General features: G+C 62.7%; 17 protein-coding genes. 1 reads left to right on the top strand and 16 read right to left on the bottom strand.

Features of this window, described 5'->3' with window-relative positions; genetic code table 11:
• Positions 1 to 14 precede the first annotated feature (14 nt).
• The 9 genes from CH271_RS18990 to CH271_RS18950 form a co-directional block, all read right to left on the bottom strand.
• Entirely contained in the window at positions 15 to 983 is a 969-nt protein-coding gene (locus CH271_RS18990) for a sugar kinase (protein ID WP_230596203.1), read from the bottom strand.
• Positions 980 to 1,627: a bifunctional 4-hydroxy-2-oxoglutarate aldolase/2-dehydro-3-deoxy-phosphogluconate aldolase gene (locus CH271_RS18985; protein WP_037189210.1), complete on the bottom strand. Its 648-nt coding sequence runs from the start codon at positions 1,625 to 1,627 to the stop codon at positions 980 to 982. The genes CH271_RS18990 and CH271_RS18985 overlap by 4 nt, the downstream gene beginning before the upstream one ends.
• Positions 1,624 to 3,123, bottom strand: a complete 1,500-nt coding sequence (locus tag CH271_RS18980; protein WP_256986451.1) for a mannitol dehydrogenase family protein — start codon at positions 3,121 to 3,123, stop codon at positions 1,624 to 1,626. Before CH271_RS18980 ends, CH271_RS18985 begins: the two co-directional genes overlap by 4 nt.
• Positions 3,120 to 4,337: a D-mannonate dehydratase ManD gene (gene manD, locus CH271_RS18975; RefSeq protein ID WP_037189211.1), complete on the bottom strand. Its 1,218-nt coding sequence runs from the start codon at positions 4,335 to 4,337 to the stop codon at positions 3,120 to 3,122. Before manD ends, CH271_RS18980 begins: the two co-directional genes overlap by 4 nt.
• A gap of 38 nt (positions 4,338 to 4,375) precedes the next feature.
• Entirely contained in the window at positions 4,376 to 5,098 is a 723-nt protein-coding gene (locus CH271_RS18970; protein WP_037189953.1) for an amino acid ABC transporter ATP-binding protein, read from the bottom strand.
• Between the two features lie 68 nt (positions 5,099 to 5,166).
• Positions 5,167 to 5,964 carry an amino acid ABC transporter permease gene (locus CH271_RS18965; protein ID WP_094634470.1) on the bottom strand — a complete coding sequence of 266 codons (798 nt, stop codon included), beginning with the start codon at positions 5,962 to 5,964 and terminating at the stop codon, positions 5,167 to 5,169.
• Positions 5,964 to 6,611, bottom strand: a complete 648-nt coding sequence (locus CH271_RS18960) for an amino acid ABC transporter permease (protein ID WP_037189213.1) — start codon at positions 6,609 to 6,611, stop codon at positions 5,964 to 5,966. Before CH271_RS18960 ends, CH271_RS18965 begins: the two co-directional genes overlap by 1 nt.
• A 34-nt stretch (positions 6,612 to 6,645) precedes the next feature.
• Entirely contained in the window at positions 6,646 to 7,512 is an 867-nt protein-coding gene (locus CH271_RS18955; RefSeq protein WP_094634469.1) for a transporter substrate-binding domain-containing protein, read from the bottom strand.
• Positions 7,513 to 7,530: 18 nt separating this feature from the next.
• Positions 7,531 to 8,556 (bottom strand): LacI family DNA-binding transcriptional regulator, encoded by a 1,026-nt coding sequence (locus CH271_RS18950; protein WP_094634468.1) that lies wholly within the window; start codon positions 8,554 to 8,556, stop codon positions 7,531 to 7,533.
• Positions 8,557 to 8,750: 194 nt separating this feature from the next.
• Here CH271_RS18950 and CH271_RS18945 point away from each other — a divergent pair, with 194 nt between their 5' ends.
• A complete protein-coding gene (locus CH271_RS18945; RefSeq protein ID WP_037189215.1) occupies positions 8,751 to 9,215 on the top strand; it encodes an SRPBCC family protein in 465 nt (154 codons plus the stop codon).
• Positions 9,216 to 9,248: 33 nt separating this feature from the next.
• Here CH271_RS18945 and CH271_RS18940 read toward each other — a convergent pair whose 3' ends face one another.
• From CH271_RS18940 to CH271_RS18905, 7 genes are all read right to left on the bottom strand, one after another.
• Positions 9,249 to 9,821 (bottom strand): hypothetical protein, encoded by a 573-nt coding sequence (locus CH271_RS18940; RefSeq protein WP_143546071.1) that lies wholly within the window; start codon positions 9,819 to 9,821, stop codon positions 9,249 to 9,251.
• Complete coding sequence (locus CH271_RS18935; RefSeq protein ID WP_256986450.1) at positions 9,821 to 11,749, bottom strand: DEAD/DEAH box helicase; 1,929 nt, start codon at positions 11,747 to 11,749, stop codon at positions 9,821 to 9,823. Before CH271_RS18935 ends, CH271_RS18940 begins: the two co-directional genes overlap by 1 nt.
• Before the next feature lie 75 nt (positions 11,750 to 11,824).
• Positions 11,825 to 12,643 carry an Fpg/Nei family DNA glycosylase gene (locus CH271_RS18930; protein WP_094634466.1) on the bottom strand — a complete coding sequence of 273 codons (819 nt, stop codon included), beginning with the start codon at positions 12,641 to 12,643 and terminating at the stop codon, positions 11,825 to 11,827.
• 71 nt (positions 12,644 to 12,714) lie between these two features.
• On the bottom strand, positions 12,715 to 13,137 hold the full coding sequence (locus CH271_RS18925) for a carboxymuconolactone decarboxylase family protein (protein WP_094634465.1): 423 nt from the start codon (positions 13,135 to 13,137) through the stop codon (positions 12,715 to 12,717).
• A gap of 797 nt (positions 13,138 to 13,934) precedes the next feature.
• On the bottom strand, positions 13,935 to 15,998 hold the full coding sequence (locus tag CH271_RS18915) for an AMP-binding protein (RefSeq protein WP_094634463.1): 2,064 nt from the start codon (positions 15,996 to 15,998) through the stop codon (positions 13,935 to 13,937).
• Positions 15,999 to 16,184: 186 nt separating this feature from the next.
• Entirely contained in the window at positions 16,185 to 17,789 is a 1,605-nt protein-coding gene (locus CH271_RS18910; RefSeq protein ID WP_094634616.1) for an SLC13 family permease, read from the bottom strand.
• Between the two features lie 90 nt (positions 17,790 to 17,879).
• On the bottom strand, positions 17,880 to 19,328 hold the full coding sequence (locus CH271_RS18905; RefSeq protein WP_256986449.1) for an alanine/glycine:cation symporter family protein: 1,449 nt from the start codon (positions 19,326 to 19,328) through the stop codon (positions 17,880 to 17,882).
• Positions 19,329 to 19,391 lie beyond the last annotated feature (63 nt).

Genomic DNA, 19,391 nt, shown 5'->3' with positions numbered 1-19,391 from the left:
CGTCGATCACCGGTTCATCGGATGACGGGTTCGCACCCCTCGAGCAGCTCGAGCTCACGTCGTCGCGGTAACCCCTCCCAGTCCCCACGGGCCAGACATGCGAAGGCTCCGGTCCGCACGGCGGTGCGCAGCCGCTGTGCGGCATCGTGGCCGTCGATCAACTCGGCGAGGTAGCCCGCGACGAATGCATCGCCCGCTCCTACGGTGTCGACGGGATCGATCGAGATCGCATCCTGTCGGTAGGTCTCGCCATCGATGATCGCGTGGGCACCGTCGGCGCCGCGCTTGATGACCACCTGCGAGGGGCCGAACTCGGCGAGCCCTCGGGCCAGTGACTCCGGGTCGTCGGCGTGAGCGGGCCCGAGCACGAGTGCAGCTTCGTCCTCGCCCGCGAACACGACGTCGACGAAGGGGAGTATGTCTCGATAGACCTGGGCAGCAACGTCGCTCGACCAGAGAGCGCTGCGATAGTTCACGTCGAATGACACGCGCACACCGCTGTCGCGAGTCCGAGCGATCACCTGACGCCAGGTCTCGGAGGCTTGCGCAGACAGGGCAGGAGTTATCCCGGTGACGTGCAACAGGGCTGCGCCCGACACGATGTCGGAGTCGACGTCGTCGGGGGTGATCCGTGATGCCGCGCTGTGTGCGCGATAGTAGGTCACCCGCTGCATGGTGGGCGTTCTGAGTTCTTTGACCATGACGCCGGTAGGAGCAGTGCAGTCCTCGGGCGCGACGACGTGGACGCCCTCGGCTCTGATCTCTCTGCGTACCAACTCACCCGGTGCATCGGAGCCGAGCCTGCTGCACCAGACCGCCGAAGTACCCAGGCGTTGCAGTCCGATCGCGACGTTGGACTCGGCTCCGCCGATTCCCACTGCCACGTTTCCGGCATGGGCGAACGGTCCTGGATGTTCGCTGCGGAACAGCGCCATGGTTTCGCCGAAGGTCACGACGTAGGGAGTGGACAGTCGAGACCTCACAGTGCCGCCGCCTCATCCACGACACGGCGTATTTCTTCGGCACGCCTTGTCAATTCACGGATGTCTCCACCGGAGAACGCGTCACCGAGCAGTGGCCCGCCCATGCTCACCGCCACCGCGCCTGCTCGAATCCACGCGGCCGCTTCGGCGATGCCCACTCCTCCCGAGGGAATGACTTCGATATCGGGAAATGGTCCACGCAGGTCGGCGACATAGCCAGCGCCGACCTTCGATGCAGGGAAGACCTTCACTGCGGTGGCACCTGCCGTCCAACCGCGATGTAGTTCGGTGGGAGTCAACCCGCCCGGAAACACCGGCACCCCTCGATCGATCGCGATGTCGATGATCGGTGTCTCGGTGATCGGTGTGACCAGGTACGCGGCCCCTGCATCGATGGCCTCGCTCGCCTGGGCGGGTGTTGTCACGGTGCCCACGCCGAGTTCGGCGTCTGGACCGAATCGCTGCAGTAGGTTCGGCAGCTCTTCGATGACGCCGTGGGTGCTCAGGGTCAGTTCGATGCTCACAACCCCACCGGCGATCAGTGCCTCCACGACCGGCGCGTACTCGGTGGCAGATTTCGCACGTAGGACAGCTACGACGCGGGTCTCGCGAAGTAGCGCCGACGGCTCGCTCCTGCGGTTCATCGATCACCTTTCAATGCTTCGGACGTCGCTGCGTCGATTCCGTGTCCGACGATGACATCGATCAACTCGCCGGTTCGTTCGACAAACGGGACCCAGTCGGCGATGTCGTCACCGAGCAACCGCCGGTCGGTGAGCGCGCCCTTCGCCATCTGCGTACCGGATGTGCTGCGCGATGCAAGCTGGGAAAGCCATCCTCGCGCCGGATCCTGCATGGCGGTCGCATGAGGTCCTGGATCGAAGCCGTCGATCGGGGCCAGGCAGGTCAAGTACGCCGCTGTGGTCAAAGCCATCAAGTGGGGAGTCCGCCCGGCGTCACGGAGCATCATCGCTGGTTCCGGAATACGTTCTCGCAGTTTGACCGAACCGTCGGACCCCACCTGCTGCGTGCGGTGCCCCAACGCCGTGTTGCTCCATCTGACGAACAGTTGTTCCTCGTACAGGTCAGGATCTATGCCATCGGGAACGTCCACGCTCGGTAGATACTCGTCCCGCAGTATCGTGTGCGCGGCCCGATCGACGAAGCTCTGTGCAACCGACTCCGGTATCGTCGCCGCGCCCGACAGGGCACCCAAATACGCTATGAGCGAATGAGTTCCGTTCAACAGTCGTACTTTCAGCTGTTCGTACCGGCCGACTTGGTCCGAGAACACTGCACCGCCGGCTTCCCACGCCGGCCGACCGGCGGCAAAGTTGTCCTCCAGAATCCACATGCTGAACGGTTCGGCAGCCACGGGTATCGAGTCCTCGAAACCCATGTCGCGCGCCAGGTTCGACCGATGAGCGTCGGTGGTGGCGGGGACTATTCGGTCGACCATCGTGGAGGGAAACGCCACGTTCTGCTCGATCCACGTCGAGAGCTCACCTGATTCGGAGCCCGGCAGCTGGGCTGCGAACTCCAGCACCAGTCTTCGAGTGTGCTCACCGTTGTTGTTCAGGTTGTCGCAGCTCAGGACCGTCACAGGCGTGTTGTGCGCGACGCGCCCCTGCAAACCTCGGACGATCAGGCCGATGGTGGATCTCGGAGCACCGCCGGCAAGATCATGAGCGATATCCGGGTGGTCGAGTTGCAGACCCTTGGTGGCCGGGCTGTACGTGTACCCGTTCTCGGTGACAGTCAAGGACACGATCTTCGTGGTCCGATCCGAGAGCGCAGCGACGACGTCGTCCGGTTCCCGAGCGGCCACAAGCGCGCCGGTATGAACCGAAGGAACGCTGTAGGTCGCGCCCGCGGGCGAGATTTCCGCCACCGAGTACCTCAGGTCCTGCGCGCGCAAGGCATCGGCTACCGTTCCGGATCTACTTGCGACGCCCAGGATGCCCCAGGCACCGTCCTGATGCGCGAGTGCTGCCTCGGTGTACACGGCTTGATGCGCCCGGTGGAAGTTACCGAGACCGAGGTGGACGATGCCTTGTTCCGGTGGACGGTTTCTACCCGTTGACGACGGTGGAGCCGTGGCAGCCGACAAACGGGGCAACGGAGTGCGAATGATCGTCACCAGTCCTTCACCGAACCGTCGAGATTACGTGCGACCGGCAGATACGCGCGTTCGTACGGAAAGCGTTCGGCGGCAGCCTCGTCCACCTCGACGCCGAGGCCGGGTGCATCGCCTGGATGTAGGTAGCCGTCGTCGTAGGTGTAGCTCGGGCGGAACACCTCGGAGACCTGTTCGGGATAACCCATGAATTCCTGTATCGCGAAATTGGTGGTGGCCAGACCCAGGTGCAACGACGCGGACAGGTTGATCGGAGACACATCCGACGGACCGTGCGGCGCACCCATGACCTGAAAGATCTCTGCGAGAGCGAATATCTTGCGGACGTGCGAAATGCCACCCGCGTGCACGATTGCAGTCCTGATGTAGTCGATGAGGCGCTCGGTGATCAACTGCTGGCAGTCCCAGACGGTGTTGAACACCTCGCCGATCGCCAGTGGAACCGTCGTGTGCGCCCGGACCGTGCGGAGCAGCTGTTGATTCTCGGCGGGCATCACGTCTTCGAGCCAGAACAGGTTCACCGCTTCGAGGGCTTTGCCGAGTCGCGCTGCCTCGGTGGGATTGAGCCGATGGTGGACGTCGTGCAGCAGGTGCAACTCGGGTCCGACCGCCTCGCGTACGGCCGCCAACACGTCCGGCGCGTGTCGGAGGTACGCGGCGGTGTCCCACTGCTCTTCGACAGGGCCGACGCCGCGCCCCGCGGGTTCGTAACTTGCCGAACCTCGAGTGACGCCGTACACCTTGTCCAGACCGGGGACGCCGAATTGCACACGGACAGCACGGAACCCCTCGTCTCGGCGCTTGTTCACCGATTCGAGAAGCTCGGGCAGGTCCCAACCGGTGGCGTGCGTGTAGGTCAGAACACGGTCGCGCGCAGCACCACCGAGGAGCTGATAGACCGGCATGTCGGCGGCTTTGCCCTTGATGTCCCACAGGGCCAGATCCACCGCCCCGATGGCGGCCATCGTGACCGGTCCGCGACGCCAGTAGGCACCACGGTAGAGGTACTGCCAGGTGTCCTCGATGCGCTCGGCGTCGCGACCGATCAAGAACGGCGCGAGATGATCGCGAAGGTAACTGGCAACAGCGAGCTCCCGGCCGTTGACCGTGGCATCGCCCCACCCGATCAGACCGTCGTCGGTCGTCAACTTCAGAGTGACGTAGTTTCGTCCAGGACTGGTGACGATGACGCGGGCGTCGACTATTTTTCGAGTCATATTGTGAGAAGGCTCATTTCAGTGATGCGGGTGAGATGTCAGAGCACTTTGGCGAGAAACTCGCGTGCTCGATCGGTCTTGCAGTCCGTGAAGAACACGTCGGGCGTGCTCTCTTCGACGATTCTCCCGTCTGCCATGAAGATGATCCGATCGGCAGCGGTCTGCGCGAATTTCATCTCGTGCGTGACCACCACCATCGTCATGCCTCCCTTGGTCAGTTCGACGATGACGTCGAGGACCTCCTTGATCATCTCGGGATCGAGAGCCGACGTCGGTTCGTCGAACAGCATCACCTTGGGGTTCATCGCGAGAGCCCGCGCTATGGCGACACGTTGTTGCTGGCCACCCGAGAGCTGAGCGGGGCGTTTGTCTGCTTGAGATTCGACTCCGACACGGGTGAGGAGATCCATTGCGTGCGTACGGGCTTCACCGGCGTCGACGCCTCGAGCTTGAACCGGACCGAGCATGACGTTCTCGAGTACCGTCATGTGTGCGAACAGGTTGAACTGTTGAAACACCATTCCGACTTCCGAGCGCAGCCGGGCGAGTTCGGCGCTCTCCTCGGGCAGCGGCACACCGTCGATCTCGATGACGCCACCGTCGATCGGCTCCAATCGATTCATGGTTCGACACAGGGTCGACTTGCCGGAACCGGAGGGCCCCAGAATGACGACGACCTCACCGGTCGAGACCTCGAGATCTATATCGGCCAACGCCTGATGGCTGCCGAACCACTTCTGAACTCCTTTGACCGAAATCATCGTTCCGGCCTCCCGCAAGGATGCACCTTGCTCATGATCGGAACCCTTGTGTTCTACGAAAGTCATTGTCAGTGAAGCCTTTCACTCAATATGTTCGACAGTCGACCCAGAATGAGGCACAGCAGCACGTACAGAGCAGCCACGGCGGCGAAGACCGGTGCTGCGTACTCTCCGCCGAGATATTCGATCGCGAGTTCTCCAGTGAGCAGCAGATCGGTGTAGCCGATCACGAAACCGAGCGACGACGCTTTGGTGACGCGCACCATCTCGCTGACGAGACTGGGTAGAATCTGCCGTACGACCTGGGGGAGTAGGACAAATCGGAGCGTCTTGACGGTGCGCAGCCCCACTGCCATCGCAGCTTCGCTCTGGCCGCGAGGGAGGGCGTGGAATCCACCGCGGAACACCTCGGCCATGGACGTGCTCTCCCAGAGTACGAGTCCGATGACCAACGCCCAGAAGGTGCTGATGTTGAAACCGGTGGCCGCCGGCACACCCAGGTAGATGAAGAAGACCAGGAGCAGTTCCGGCAGTCCGCGCAGTGTCTGAACCCAGATCCGGGCAGGGACATTGACCATCGGATTCGACGACATCTGCGCAAGCGCGAGCAGCAGACCGAAGAACAGTGACAGCACCACCGTGAACAGGGCGACCTGCAGGGTGGCGAGTACACCGCGGAGCAGCGTCGCGGCGAGGTCGGCGCGACCGAGTACCGACCATATCTCGGGGTCGAACAGGTCCGCGTTGTTCAGGACTATTGCCGCCAGGGCGACCACCGCGACGATGGGGATGGCCCCGCCTGCGGTCCACGCCCGGATCCGGCGCCGTTCCCTTGGTCCTGGTTGCTCGAAAAGTGTTGTAGTCATCAGGAAGTGAACGCAACCTTTCGTTCCACGGCGGCCGCGAGAAGTCCGGCCGGAACAGTTATTGCCGAGTACAGCAGTGCGGTGAACAGCATCAGTGCGATCACGGCCGAATCGTTGGTATTGATGAGTTGCAGCATTGCGCCGAACAATTCGGTCACGCCGAAGACGCCGGCAATTGCGGTCACCTTGACGAGTGCGATCGTCGTATTGATCAGTGGTGGAACGGAGTTACGTAGTCCTTGAGGCAACACGATCAACCGAAGCGTCTGCGCCTTGCGTAGCCCGATGGCGCGTGATGCTTCGAGTTGGCCCTGGCCGATGGCATTGATACCGGAACGGACTGCGTCGCAGTAGTAGGCCGAGAAGTACAACGTGATGCCGATGGTGGCAAGTGCGAAGAACGACAGACGTACGCCGAGCAGGGGGAGTATGAAGATGGTGAAGAACAGATGCGCTGCGGCGGGAATGTTCCGCATGAGTCCGACATAGATGCCGCTGATTCTCTGTAGTAGCGGGATGGGCGAGATCGCGAAGGACGCGAGCACCAATCCGGCCGCCATGGACATCAGTCCGGAGATCACCACCAGGAGAACGGTATTGACGAACCCTTCCCAGAAGACGTCGATATTGTCGATGATTGCGTTCATGTCGAGTAGGTCCTTTCCCGAATCGGTCCGGGCATCAGCAGCTGGTCATGGATTCGGGGGCGACTGGGGCCTTCAGGCCGGAGGCACCCATATGGCGGTCCCAGAGTTCCTCGATGGTGCCGTCGTCGAAAGCCTGCGTCAGCTGTTCGTTGAAGTACTCGCACAGGTCGCTGCGATCGTCGGCCAAACCGATACCCCACTTCTCACCGTCGCCGTACGTCATGGGCGCAAGAGCGAACTCGTCCGGTTTGTCGACCACGAATCCCGCAAGCAGCGGTGCGGTCGAGTCGATGGCATCGACGGTGCCTTGTTCGAGTGCCCGGACGCAGTTCGTCAGAGTGTTGAACTCGGAGATCTCCGCCTGCGGGATGAACTCCGCCACGCGTGGTTGTCCCTGGCTGCCCTGTAGCACACACACTTTGGTGCCTGCAGGAACATCCTGGAGCGACTTGATGCGTTCGGCGTCGTCCTTTCTGACCATCAACTGAGGGGCCGTGTCGAGGTAAGGTCCGGAGATCGAGATGGCCTCTTCGCGCGCTGGAGTGATGGCTAGGGCTGTGGCGAACAGGTCCACCTTCCCCTGCTTCAGAAAGGGAATTCGGTTGGCGGCGGTGGTGTGAACCCATTCGATGTCATCGCTGGACACGCCCAAGGATTCGACGAGCAACACCGCCAGATCGATGTTGAACCCTTCCCAGTCGTGTTGAAGGTTCAGCTCGGCCAGACCAGGTTGGTTCGGTGACGCGCCCACCTTGATTTTCGGTGCCGCCGCCAACTCGGCCATGGTCGAGCCCTCGGGAAAATCGTTGGGACGGTCCACGGTCGCGCTGCCGCACGCGGTCATCCCGAGAATCGTGACCACGGCAGCCGTGAAAACGGCACACTTCGATCGATGAAACATGATTGTTCGTCTCTTTCTTCAACGAGAGGTTGACGCGCTGCGTTCGATTTCGCGCGCGCTGCGAGCAGATCGGGGTGCGGATTCCGGCGGTCGGGCCGTCGACCCACGGACGATGAGCTGGGATCGCAATCGAACCGAGCCCTCGCGCCATGGCTTTCCGTCGATTTGGTCCATGATGAGCCCGATGCTGAGGGACCCGCTGCTCTCGATGTCGACCATCACCGTGGTCAGACCGGGATCCGATGCTGCTGCGACATCGACGTTGTCGATACCGACGATGCTGATGTCGGTCGGGCACCGATAGCCGAGGGAACGGATTCCGGCTTGAACTCCCATGGCGACCATGTCGTTGTACGCGACTACCGCCGTTGCGCCACTTGCCGCCACAGCCGCGGCCGCGGCCAACCCACCGTGCACGTCCGCCGATTGGTTGCCTACGACCGCAAGGTCGAACCCTCGCTCGGACGACAGGTCGGACAGGATTTGCGCGCGCGTGCGGTTGGCCCACGAGGCCGCCGGGCCAGGAACGTAGACGAAAGACTGGTGCCCGAGAGACTGTAGATGTTCTGCAGCTTGACGCAGACCCTGCTCGACATCCATCAAGATAACGGGAGAGCCGTTCGACTCGCCGTTGACAACGACGAGTGGGGTCGAACCGATCGCCCGGGCCACGTCCGCTGGGTTCGATCGGGGAGAGCACAGAATCACCGCGTCGGCTTCTCGGCCGACCGTGTCGAGCAACTCGATCTCGCGTGCCGGATCCTCGGCGGTGTCGGCAAGAAGCATGCGGTGACGACCCGGCCACAGCTTTTCCTGGATTGCCCGCAGCATTCTCGCGTACACGGCGTTCGACACGTCGGGAACCAAGACGAGGATGGTGCGCGCCCTCGTCGGTGCCGGTGCGTCGTAGCCGATCCGGCGAGCGGCTTCCAATACCCGCTGTCGAGTGTGCGGGGCCAGCAGGTCGACCGAAGTGAACGCTCGCGAGGCAGTCGCCATGGAGACTCCGGCCTCGATGGCAACGTCCTTCAACTTTACGACCACGGTTCCTCATTTCGGTCCTGTTGCGTACATCTCAACCCGAGCGGTGTGTAACCACTTTCACACGACGTTCAGGTTGTTGCAATAGGTTGCAAAAAGTTTCAGAAAACGCTCGAATGCAGGGGGACTGGAACATCGGCGTCGCGTCTTCCGTGGCTCGGCGATTGAAGGTGGCGAGTTCTGGGCAAGCGGTAGTCATGACAGAGAACACCAAGGTCACAGTCGAACGCACCATCGAAGCGCCCGTCGACGCAGTTTTCGATGTGCTGTCCAACCCCGAGCGTCATCAGGCTCTCGACGGATCCGGGTTCGTCCGGAGCGTGGACCACGCCGACCGCATTCAGAAGGTCGGCGAGAAGTTCACGATGAACATGCAGGGCGATCACATGGGAGGCGAGTACCAAACCGACAACCATGTCAGCGGTTACATCAAGGACAAGCTGCTCGCATGGAAGACGGCACCCGCAGGCAACGAGCCTCCCGGCTGGGAGTGGCTGTGGGAGTTGGAGTCTCAGGGTCCCAACGAGACGTTGGTGCGCCACACCTACGACTGGTCGAAGGTGACGGACAAAAAGCTTCTGCAGCAGATCAAGTTCCCGCTGGTCACCGAGGACCAGCTGAACGACACACTCGCTCGGCTGGCAGTCGAAGCGACTTCCTGACCAGCGGACTGGTCTGAGTAGCACAGTCTCGGCTCAGCCGAAAAACGATGTGGCATCGACACTTTCTATCGGCATCCAACGCCGTGGAAAGTCCGTCGACACGGTTGTAGCCGACAGATCGACTCCACGGACGGCCAATGCCGACGTCGGCATCTGATCGACGATCAGACTGACGGCGTAGGTAGCGGCCGTCACGTGGAGACACGGATCGATTCTTCCGGAGCACGTGCAGAACGTTTCGGTTACGTTCGGGACCGGCGACAGTGCGCTCGCTACCAGTTCGGCGTGGACCTCGTCGGGGAGGTCTCCGCTGGCTACGGCCCCGCGCGTGTGGCGGGCGAGGATGCGCAGCACCAACTTCCGTTCGCCCGCTCCATACCGGGGGAGGGAGATCACGGCGGTCTCGACCTTCTTGCCCGTTGACACGACGCAGCGAAACTCTCCGATCTTGCTGGGGTCCACTGCAACTGCGTCGTTGCGCACCAGGCTTCGTGCTCGCGGGAGCATCGGGTTCGGCCGGGTGACGGTGATGGGTTCGACTCGCCTGATCCAGTCTTTCCCCCAGGGCGTCGACCCGAAGGCGGCAGGCTGCGGTGTTGTGGCCATCAGCGCGTCACCGCCCGCAGCGACAGCGTTTCTCGCAATGTCGAGTCGTCGAGCGCCGCCAGAGCCGACTCGTTGTTGCTCTCGGTCAATCCGGCGATCGCCTTCTTCCGGGTATGGAGTGAAGCGATGTGCTCCTCCAGCGTCCCCTCCGTCGTCAGTGCCATGACCGTCACCCCGGACTTCTGCCCGATACGGTGAACTCGGTCTGTGGCCTGCGCCTCGACGGCGGGGTTCCACCACCTGTCGTAGTGAATCACCGTGCTGGCACGGGTGAGATTGAGGCCGTACCCCGCCGCCCTCAGGCTGAGGACCATGACGGGGGATCGGTCGCTGTTCTGAAATTCGTCGACCATCCTGTCGCGCTCGCCCACGTCGAGCCCGCCGTGAAAGAACGGAATCGGGGCTCCGGTGAGGCCTTCGAGGTGCTCGGCGAGAATCTCTCCGGTGCGGCGGTACTGGGTGAAGACGAGTGCAGCGCGCGAGGATTCGGCGAGCTCCTCGACGATGTCGGTGAGCCTGTCGAGTTTGCCCGAGCGATCGGCCAACCGAGACAAGTCTCCATTGACGAGGCCCGGGTGGTTGCAGATCAGTTTGAGCGACGTCAGTAGCGCCAGCACTGCTGTTCCACGGCCGCGGTTGCTGCCGAAACCGGTGTCGAATGCTTCTTCGACGGCCGAATTGTACAGCGATGCTTGCTCGTTCGAAATGGGACACAGGACATCGATGTGGTGCTTCGGCGGCAAATCCGTCGCAACCTCGGCCTTCGTCCGGCGAAGGACGACCGGCGCGATCGCACTCGACAGTTGTGCGAGTGCGGCCGCTGAGCCTCCCTGCTCGATGGGTGCTGAGAATCGTCGAGTGAACCGAGCCCGGGTTCCGAGCAAACCGGGATTGGTGAGATCGATCAAGGCCCAGAGTTCGTCCATGCGGTTCTCGACGGGCGTGCCGGTCAGGGCGATGCGCGTGGTGGAATTCAGCCGACGCGCCGCTCTTGCTATCTTGGTCCGGGAGTTCTTCATGACGTGCGCCTCATCGAAGAACACTGTGCTCCAGAATATTTCGCTCAATCGCTCTGCATCGATGCGCAGGGTGGGATACCCGGTGACTGTCACCGAGCCTGCGTCGGCGCATTGCTCGAGGGTGCGGGACGGCCCACGGTATACGTTGACGACCAATTCGCCGTCGGAAAAATTCTCGATTTCTCTCCGCCAGTTGCTGATCAACGACGTCGGGCACACAACCAGATAGTTTCCTTCGCCTCGTCGCGCGCCGACGATCATGTGCGAAATGGCCTGGAGCGTTTTGCCCAGCCCCATCTCGTCGGCGAGGATTCCGCCGCCCCCCACCTCGTGAACGGTCGGCATCCAGGCCGCACCGTGCACTTGGTAGGGCCTGGGCGTGAAGGCCGACGCACGCTCGATCAGATGGTTCTGCAGGTGCAGGCTGGCGCGGAGTGCCTCAGCGGCACCGTGTGCTGTGAACATGCTCGACCCGCCGGTGTTGGGAACTGCGTGCGCCGCAGGCGGGAGTGCATCGATGAGAGCTCGGGGAATCCCACTCACGTCGGGGTTATCCTCGACGTGGTTCAGGATCGCCAACCATCCGCGAGCACATGGACCTGTCGCAGAGCGGGCTGCGGTTCGGAGCTCGCCGGCGTTCGCTGCCACGAGTTGCGCGCCTACGGTACGAACGGCAACGGTTCCGTCCGCGCCGGGAAGCGCGAGCTCGATGGGGGTGGACTCTCCTTCGAGTGTCGCCTCCGGGGTGCTGTGCCAGACGGCGAAACAGTGACGGTGGGGCAGATAGGTGACGTGAGGAGCTGGGTCTGTGTCGGCGGTCGAAAGCATGCACCCTCCGGCGAAGTTCGCTGCCTCGGCGACATCCGAAGCTGCCAACACCGTACGCCGTCCGGTGTAGTTGTGCCGCATCCAGGTTTAGCTTGACTTTTCCGAAAAATACTGTCCTACAGCACTATCGAGCACCGTCCCATGCACTGGACCAGATCAGGATTGCTCGCGAGAACACCACCAGGTTGTGCGGCCGCCCACCGTTCCGCGTGCCATCGGTGCACCACATCGAGGGCACGCCGCGTCCGTTTTTCGGAAGGGAATGATCTCCCCGGTGTGCACGCCGCCCTTCTTCGTCGCTGATCTGATCGCACGACGCAGAACGACGCGAAGCTCGTCGAGCTCCTCTGTCGTGAGTGTTTTGGCTCGCCTGGACGGGGATTGCTCGCTCTGCCACAGCACCTCGTCGGCCAATAGATTGCCGACCCCCGCTATCGCCGCTTGGTCGAGCAGTCGTGCTTTGAGAGGTGCACCGCTGGAACCGATTCGGTGACGGAAGTCGTCTCGCGTGATCTCCGCGGCATCCGGACCGAGGCCGTCGATATCAGGTTCGAGTCGAACTCGGCCGAGGCGGCGCTTGTCGAAGAGTCGGAGTTGGCCACCGTCGTCGAACGTCACGGAGAAGCGCGTCCACTCCGGCTTGTCTGTCGGGCGCTCACCGACGTGAGGATCGCCGCCTCCGTACTGCGACGTCCGCTCACCGTCGGGTGCGGTGACGATGACGCGTCCGCCCATGCCCAGGTGAATGCCCAGGGTCGGGCCGCTCGAGCCGTCGGCCGTGACGGTTTCGCACCACATCGCCTTGCCGCGTCGCCGCGCCTCGGTGAGTTTCCCGCCCGTCAGTGCGCGGGCGATATCGCCCGGCATGTGTGGTCGGCACTCGAACGTGTCGGTGTCATCGATGTCGACGATGACGCGACCGAGAGCTTTCTCGACGACCTGTCGGGCGTTTTCGACTTCGGGTAGTTCCGGCATGCATCCGGTGTACCCAATTCGTGGGCACTATGCGCGGATGCCGTCATCGGTCATTCGACTCGTTCGTCGTCTCACTCTGGCACCAGCGGCCCAAGTTCGGCGTCGAGCACCTTCTGCACGACGCGCATCGCCGCCAGCGCGGCAGGCGCGCCGCAGTACCCCGCCGTGTGGATGACGGTTTCGGTGATCTCGGTTCGGGTGAGGCCGTTGCGGAGAGCTCCGCGCACGTGTCCTGCCAGTTCCTCGTGGGCGCGCAGCGCGATGAGGATTCCGAGGTTGAGCAGGCTGCGGCTGCGGTGATCGAGTCCGGGCCGCGTCCACACGCCGCCCCACACGGTGTCGGTGACGAAGTCTTGCAGTGCAGCGGAGTCGGTGTCGGCGGCATTGGCAAACGCTTTGTCGACGTAGTCTTCGCCCATCACGTTCTGGCGGACCTCGAGTCCGTCCTCGAAGCGTGGTCCCCTGTTCCGATTCGTGGATTCTTCGTCGATCATGGCGTCCCTCTCCCTTGTCTGCGGTGTCGACAGATCATGGCAGGGGTTTCCAGCGGAACCGCAGGCGGAGGCGAACTCGGCTACGGTTCGATCTGTTCGGTGTTCGTACGTGGATCACCGTGATCGGGGGGAGTGATCCCACGCTCGCGTGGTGAGCCCATGAAGGCCGATCCTCCGACAGCACTGTCGATTCCGTGGAAGCGACCTCGCCGCATGCGCGAGCGAAGTATGCGTGCAACGACGACGAAGGCTCCCAGAACGACGGCGAAGCCGGCGACTACGGCAACCAGCGCCAACGATGTGTTAATGACGGCCTCCGATCCTCACCTTCGGTCAACCCACCGGTCACTGACAATTATCAGGCATGGGACCGGCTCGGGTGATGGAACCAGGACGGAGGTATCTGTCGATCTGTTCAGCGCAGAGAAACCGGCCCACCGTCACGGTTGTCGCGTGAAGCCTGTGTGTCGTCGGAGACTTGTTCTGCGCGAGTTGCTTCGAGGAACAGTTGAAGGAAGGAAGAATGCGCGCTTCGGTCCTGCGCGGGTCTTCCCTCTCGGGGGTCTTCCGATGCCTTCGACATAGCGATTCGCGTTCCTCCCGTGTCGCGAACAACAGTCTCAGATTCTGAATAGTTAAGCAACTGAGACAGTAGGTACAAAGCGCGGCACTAAGTGAACGATCGGAAGGAGGTGGTGATCGAGTAAATCCTAGCGGTGTGTGGGCGTCGAGGGTGCCCAAGCTGCAACGCATCGGCAGAGGGGCTGGCCATCGCTACCCGTGCCTTCGGTTGATGGCTACATCCCAGCGGCGGTGGGCGGCTCGATCAGCATCCTCTTGATCACCTTGCCGGTCGCCGTTCGGGGCAGCTCGTCGAGGAACGTGATGTCGCGGGGAACGCAGAAGCGGCTCAACCGATTTCGGATGTAGGCGCGCACCATGTCCGCATCGAGGCCTGCCGATCCGCGGCCGACGACGAATGCGGCCAAGCGCTGCCCGTATTCCGGGTCGGGCACACCGACGACCGCGACCTCGCCGACCTGAGGAAGATTGGCGATCGCATCCTCGACGGGGCCGGGAAAGACGTTCTCGCCTCCGGAAATGATCATCTCGTCGTCCCTGCCACAGACGAACAGCCGACCGTTGCAGTCGATGTACCCGAGATCGCCGGTGTCCATCAGGGCAGCTCCGCGGGCGGAGGCCGTCGACGGAGGTTCGGCGTTGGTGTACCCGTCGAACAACATGTCGTTGCCGACGAAAATTCGGCCCAGGGTTCCCACCGGAACGGCAGTACCGTTCGCGTCGAGAACCGCGACCGTCGTACCCAGCGGAGGGCGTCCGGCGGTGGCGGGGGCTGCGCGCAGGTCTTCGGGAGTGGCGATCGTGGCCCACGAGACCTCGGTGGAACCGTAGAAGTTGTAGAGGACGTCACCGAAGACGTCCATGAAGCGGCTCACGGTCGATCCGGTCAATGCCGACCCACTGCACGCGACGACTCGCAGGCTCGAGGTGTCGTAGCGTGATCGGACCTCGTCGGGCAGGTCGAGTATCCGCTGCAGCATGATCGGAACTGCGATCAACGAGGTGCAACGGTGCGCCTCGATCGCCCGCAAGCAATCTTCCGGATCGAACCGATCCTGGAGAACCACCGTGGCGCGCAGCGGAGTACTGATCTGCAGTGCCGCGAGTCCCCAGCTGTGGAACATCGGTGCCGCGATCAGCATCCTCTCGTTCATCCGAAGGGGCATGCGAGACAGCATGGCTGCCACTGTTCCGAAGCCCTTCGGTGTGGGACGTACCGCACCCTTCGGCGACCCGCTGGTTCCGGAGGTCAACACGACCACCGATCCTGGCCGATCCGGCCTGGTGAATGTGGCGGACGGTGGTGCGACGAAGTGTTCGAGCGTGCGCCGACGCGGAACGGCGGTATGGGACGACAGGCTCACACGGGTGACATCGTCGGGCAGGTAGCGCACCATCGAGTCGAACTCGTCGTCGACGAACAGTACTCGGAGCTGGTGGCGGGCAGCGATCGTCTCGATCTGGCGGGCAGCGAGACCGGTGTTGAGAAGAACCACCTCGACTCCGAGCATGCCGCACGCGACGGTGCACTCGATCATCGCCGAGTGGTTGCGGGCCAGAATTCCGACGGTGCTTCCAGGGCTGATTCCGGACGCGTGGAGACCTGCCGCGATGCGGTGCGAACGGTGGTGGATCTCTGCGAAGGTCCTGGTCCCTCTGTCGTCGATCAACGCGATCTCGTTCGGGGACTTCGCTGCTGCGGCAGCGAAACCGCCGCCAAGGGTGAAGCCCCACTTCGCCAGCGAGTTCAACTGCCGGTACGCGCGGTCGGGACGTGCAGCACGAATGACGCCGGTTCCCACCATCGTCTTCATGATCGCCAGCGGTAGCGACCGCGAATCCCCTGTGTTGGACACGATCGACGTTGAGGTTCCGGACAGGGAGTTCTCCAGTCGACGCAGACCACCCATCACCCATTCGACCACGGCCCGGTTGTGTTCGGGTTGGGGTGAGTAGGACCCGCCGAGTCCCGCTCTGAACACGGTGACATCGATCTTCGTCTCGCCTGCCGAGCGGGCAGTGAGGGTGAATCTGATGAACCCGCCGGACTCGACGTGCTCGATGGTGATGATCGGCCGGTTTCGTCTGTTCACCACCAGGTCGAGGGCATGCTCGACACCGCCGACTCCGCATCGGTAGCCGGCCGTGGCTTCACGAAGCGTGCAGTAGTCGAGCCCGGGAAAGTAGCGCGGGTACAGCTCGACCGCGCTCAACACCCCGCACACCTGCTCGATATCGTGTGCGAAGACCGTGCTGCAGTCGATGACGTCCGAGACCATGCCCCAACCCCCGTACCTTGCCGAGCCGGCAGCAATGCCGACTCAGCACCGACCAGGGGATGGCGGCGAGCACCTGGAACGGGTCATCCGCCTGGATGAAGTCGTCATCGTAAACCCGAAGCACGGTTGTCTGGGCGAAATCGGCCGAAGTGGGTGCGTGATTGCCGATTTCTTCTGCCCACTGCGTCAGAACTGAATGCCCAGAGACCACGCGAACACCGTGTACGCGGCGATGGTGATCAGTGAGATGGCGATCAGATTGAGCCAGAAACCGCCTCGCATCATCTGACCGATCGTGATGTAGCCGCTGGCGTAGGACACCGCATTCGGCGGAGTCGCGACCGGCAGCATGAACGCACAGGTCGCTGCCAGTGCCACGGGGACGGTCAGCACCAGGATGTCGATGTTCATACCCATTGCGACGCCACCCGCGACCGGAAGGAAAGTTGCCGCCGTCGCGGTATTGCTGGTGATCTCGGTCAGGAAGATGATCGCGGCCGTGGCGATGACGACCAACATGACCACTGGAATCGTGTCGAGACCGCCTGCGACGCTACCGATCCACTCCGTCAGGCCGCTGGACTCGAACTGTGCCGAGAGCGCGAGTCCGCCGCCGAAGAGCAGCAACACGCCCCACGGGAGTTTGACGGCGGTCTCCCAATCGATCAGGCGTACGCCTTTCTTGCTGCCGCTGGGAAGTAGGAACAGCAGGAGAGCTGCTGTCATGGCGATTCCGGTGTCGGATATCGGAGGGCTGTCGAAGAGCAGTGGAACTGCAACCCAGGAAGCGGCTGCCGCGAAGAACACCGTTGCGACCCGGATCTCACCCTGCGACATTCTGCCGAGGGCGTCGAGTTCACCTCTGATCAGCTGTTTGCCACCGGGTATGTCGTCGATCTCCGGCTTGAACATCACGTGGGTCAGCAGGAACCACGCGATCGCCAGCAGGATCACGGCGAGCGGAACGCCGGCGATCATCCACTGGAGGAATCCGATGGTGATTCCCTGACCTTCCAGGTAGCCGACCAGCAAGGTGTTGGGCGGGGTGCCGATGATGGTGCCGAGCGAACCGATCGATGCCGCGTAGGCGATGCCGAGCATCAGGGCGGTGCCGAAGTTGCTCTTGATGACGGCCTGGGTGATGGTCTCGGCGTCCGGGGTCGTTTCACTGTCGGAGCCGGGAACTGCTCCGGCCTTCTTGCCGATGTCGAGTACCAGGACCAGGACCGAGACGCCGATCGGAATCATCATCACGGCGGTGGCCGTATTCGAAACCCACATCGACAGAAAGCCTGTTGCGATCATGAACCCGGCGATCACCATCGTGGGCTTCGTGCCCATGGCGTTGACCGTCAGCAGCGCGATGCGGCGATGCAGATTCCACCGCTGCATGGCCAGCGCCAACAGGAATCCGCCCATGAACAGAAAGATGATGTTGTTGCCGTACGACGCACCGACGTCGTTGACCGCGACGCCGGAATCGAACACCGGAAAGATGACGAGGGGGAGCAGTGCCGTCGCCGGAATGGGCACAGCCTCCGTCATCCACCAGATGCCCATCAATACCGCGGTGGCTGCGGTCAACCGAGCCGGGTGCGCCACGTCCTCGGGGAGAACCAGATAGACGAGAAGGGCCAACAGAACGCCTGCGCCCAGCCCGACCCATTGGCGCTTGCGGCGACCGGGTTGCACTTCGTCTTCTCGTTCTCCGGCCGACCTCTGATCGACTTCGTCGAACTCGTGGCCGTCGGGTGCGCGCCCGGCCTTCTCGTCATCGCCGATCTGCGTCATGGGGACCTTCCTCAGGAGTGGACGTCCCATCACCCTAACGCGTGATTTGTCCATTAAGTCCGAATCGACGTGGGGAAGCGAAGGCCTCGGCTAGCGGGCGATGTCGGGCTTGTCCACGGCCGGATCGTTGTCGAGCACCGGATCCCACACGTCGCCGGGCAGGTCGCCCGGCAGATAGCTGTTGCCGCGTCCGACGAATTTGTCGTCGCGACCTTCGCGCCGCATGGCCTCGAAGTCCGCCAGCGCACCGAAGGCCCATTTGCCCAGCAGCGCAATGGCTACCAGGTTCACGGTTGCCATCGCGGCCATGGCGACGTCCGCCAGCGCCCACACCGTCGTGAGCGCGGACAAGGAGCCGAAGCCGATGGCTGCAAGGACGATGGTGCGCAACAAATTCAGCAGTTTGCCCTCGACTCCGAGGAAGTTGAGGTTGATCTCGGCGTACGAATAGTTGCCGAGGATCGACGAGAACGCGAACGTGAAGATCAGCAGTGTCATCGGAATCGTCGTCCACGTTCCCAACTGAGCCGAGATCGAGTCCTGAGTCAGAACTGCGCCCGCCACCCCGCTCGGGTTGCTGATGTCGTACACACCGGAGACCAGGATGATGAAGGCTGTCGCACTGCAGATGACGATGGTGTCGAAGAAGACTCCGAGCGACTGGATCAGACCCTGCTTCACCGGATGGGACACCGTCGCGGTCGCTGCGGCGTTGGGGGCGCTGCCCATGCCTGCCTCGTTGGAGAACAGGCCGCGCTTGACGCCGTTGAGCATGGCGGCCAGGATTCCGCCCGTCGTCCCGCCGATCGCCTCGTTCAGGCCGAATGCGCTGGAGACGATCTGACCGAAGACCGTCGGGATCTCGCCGATGTTCATTGCCACGATCACCAAAGCGAGCAAGACGTACACCAGCGCCATGATGGGAAGGAGGTATTCGGCCACCCGAGCGATTCGCCGGACGCCACCGAAGAGGATCGGAGCGGACAGCACCACCAGGAACACCGCGATCCAGCCCGCATCGATGTTCATCGTGGACGAGAACGATTCGGTGATGGTGTTCGCCTGAACCATGTTGAACGCGAAGCCGAAGGCGAAGATCAACAGGCACGCGAAGACGATTCCCCATCGGCGCGAACCCAGACCCAATTGGATGTAGTAGGCGGGACCGCCCCGGAAGCTGCCGTCGGGATTGCGCACCTTGTACATCTGCGCCAGCGTCGCCTCGATGAACGCCGTAGCCATGCCGACCACCGCTACCAGCCACATCCAGAAGATTGCGCCCGGTCCGCCGAGAGTGATCGCGATGGCGACGCCGGCGATGTTTCCCGTACCCACCCGGGACGCCAGACCGACGCAGAAGGCCTGGAATGCCGAGATGCCGCCCTCGGCGTCGGACCGAGATCCACCGATTGCCTTGAACATCGACGGAAGAAGTCGAATCTGAACGAATTTGGTGCGAACGGTGAAGTACAGTCCGACGCCGATCAACAAGTAGATGAGGAAGACGCTGTAGAGACGATCTGCCAAGAAGTCGATCACTGAACTGACGGTATCCACGGTGCCATCCTGAAGCGCTCGGTGTGTGGGTGCGTCGACAGCACT

The sequence above is a fragment of the Rhodococcus sp. 05-340-2 genome, assembly GCF_002258915.1.
Lineage (GTDB): Bacteria > Actinomycetota > Actinomycetes > Mycobacteriales > Mycobacteriaceae > Rhodococcoides.
Note: the sequence above shows the minus strand (reverse complement) of the source record. Positions and strands in the feature narration are given on the sequence as shown.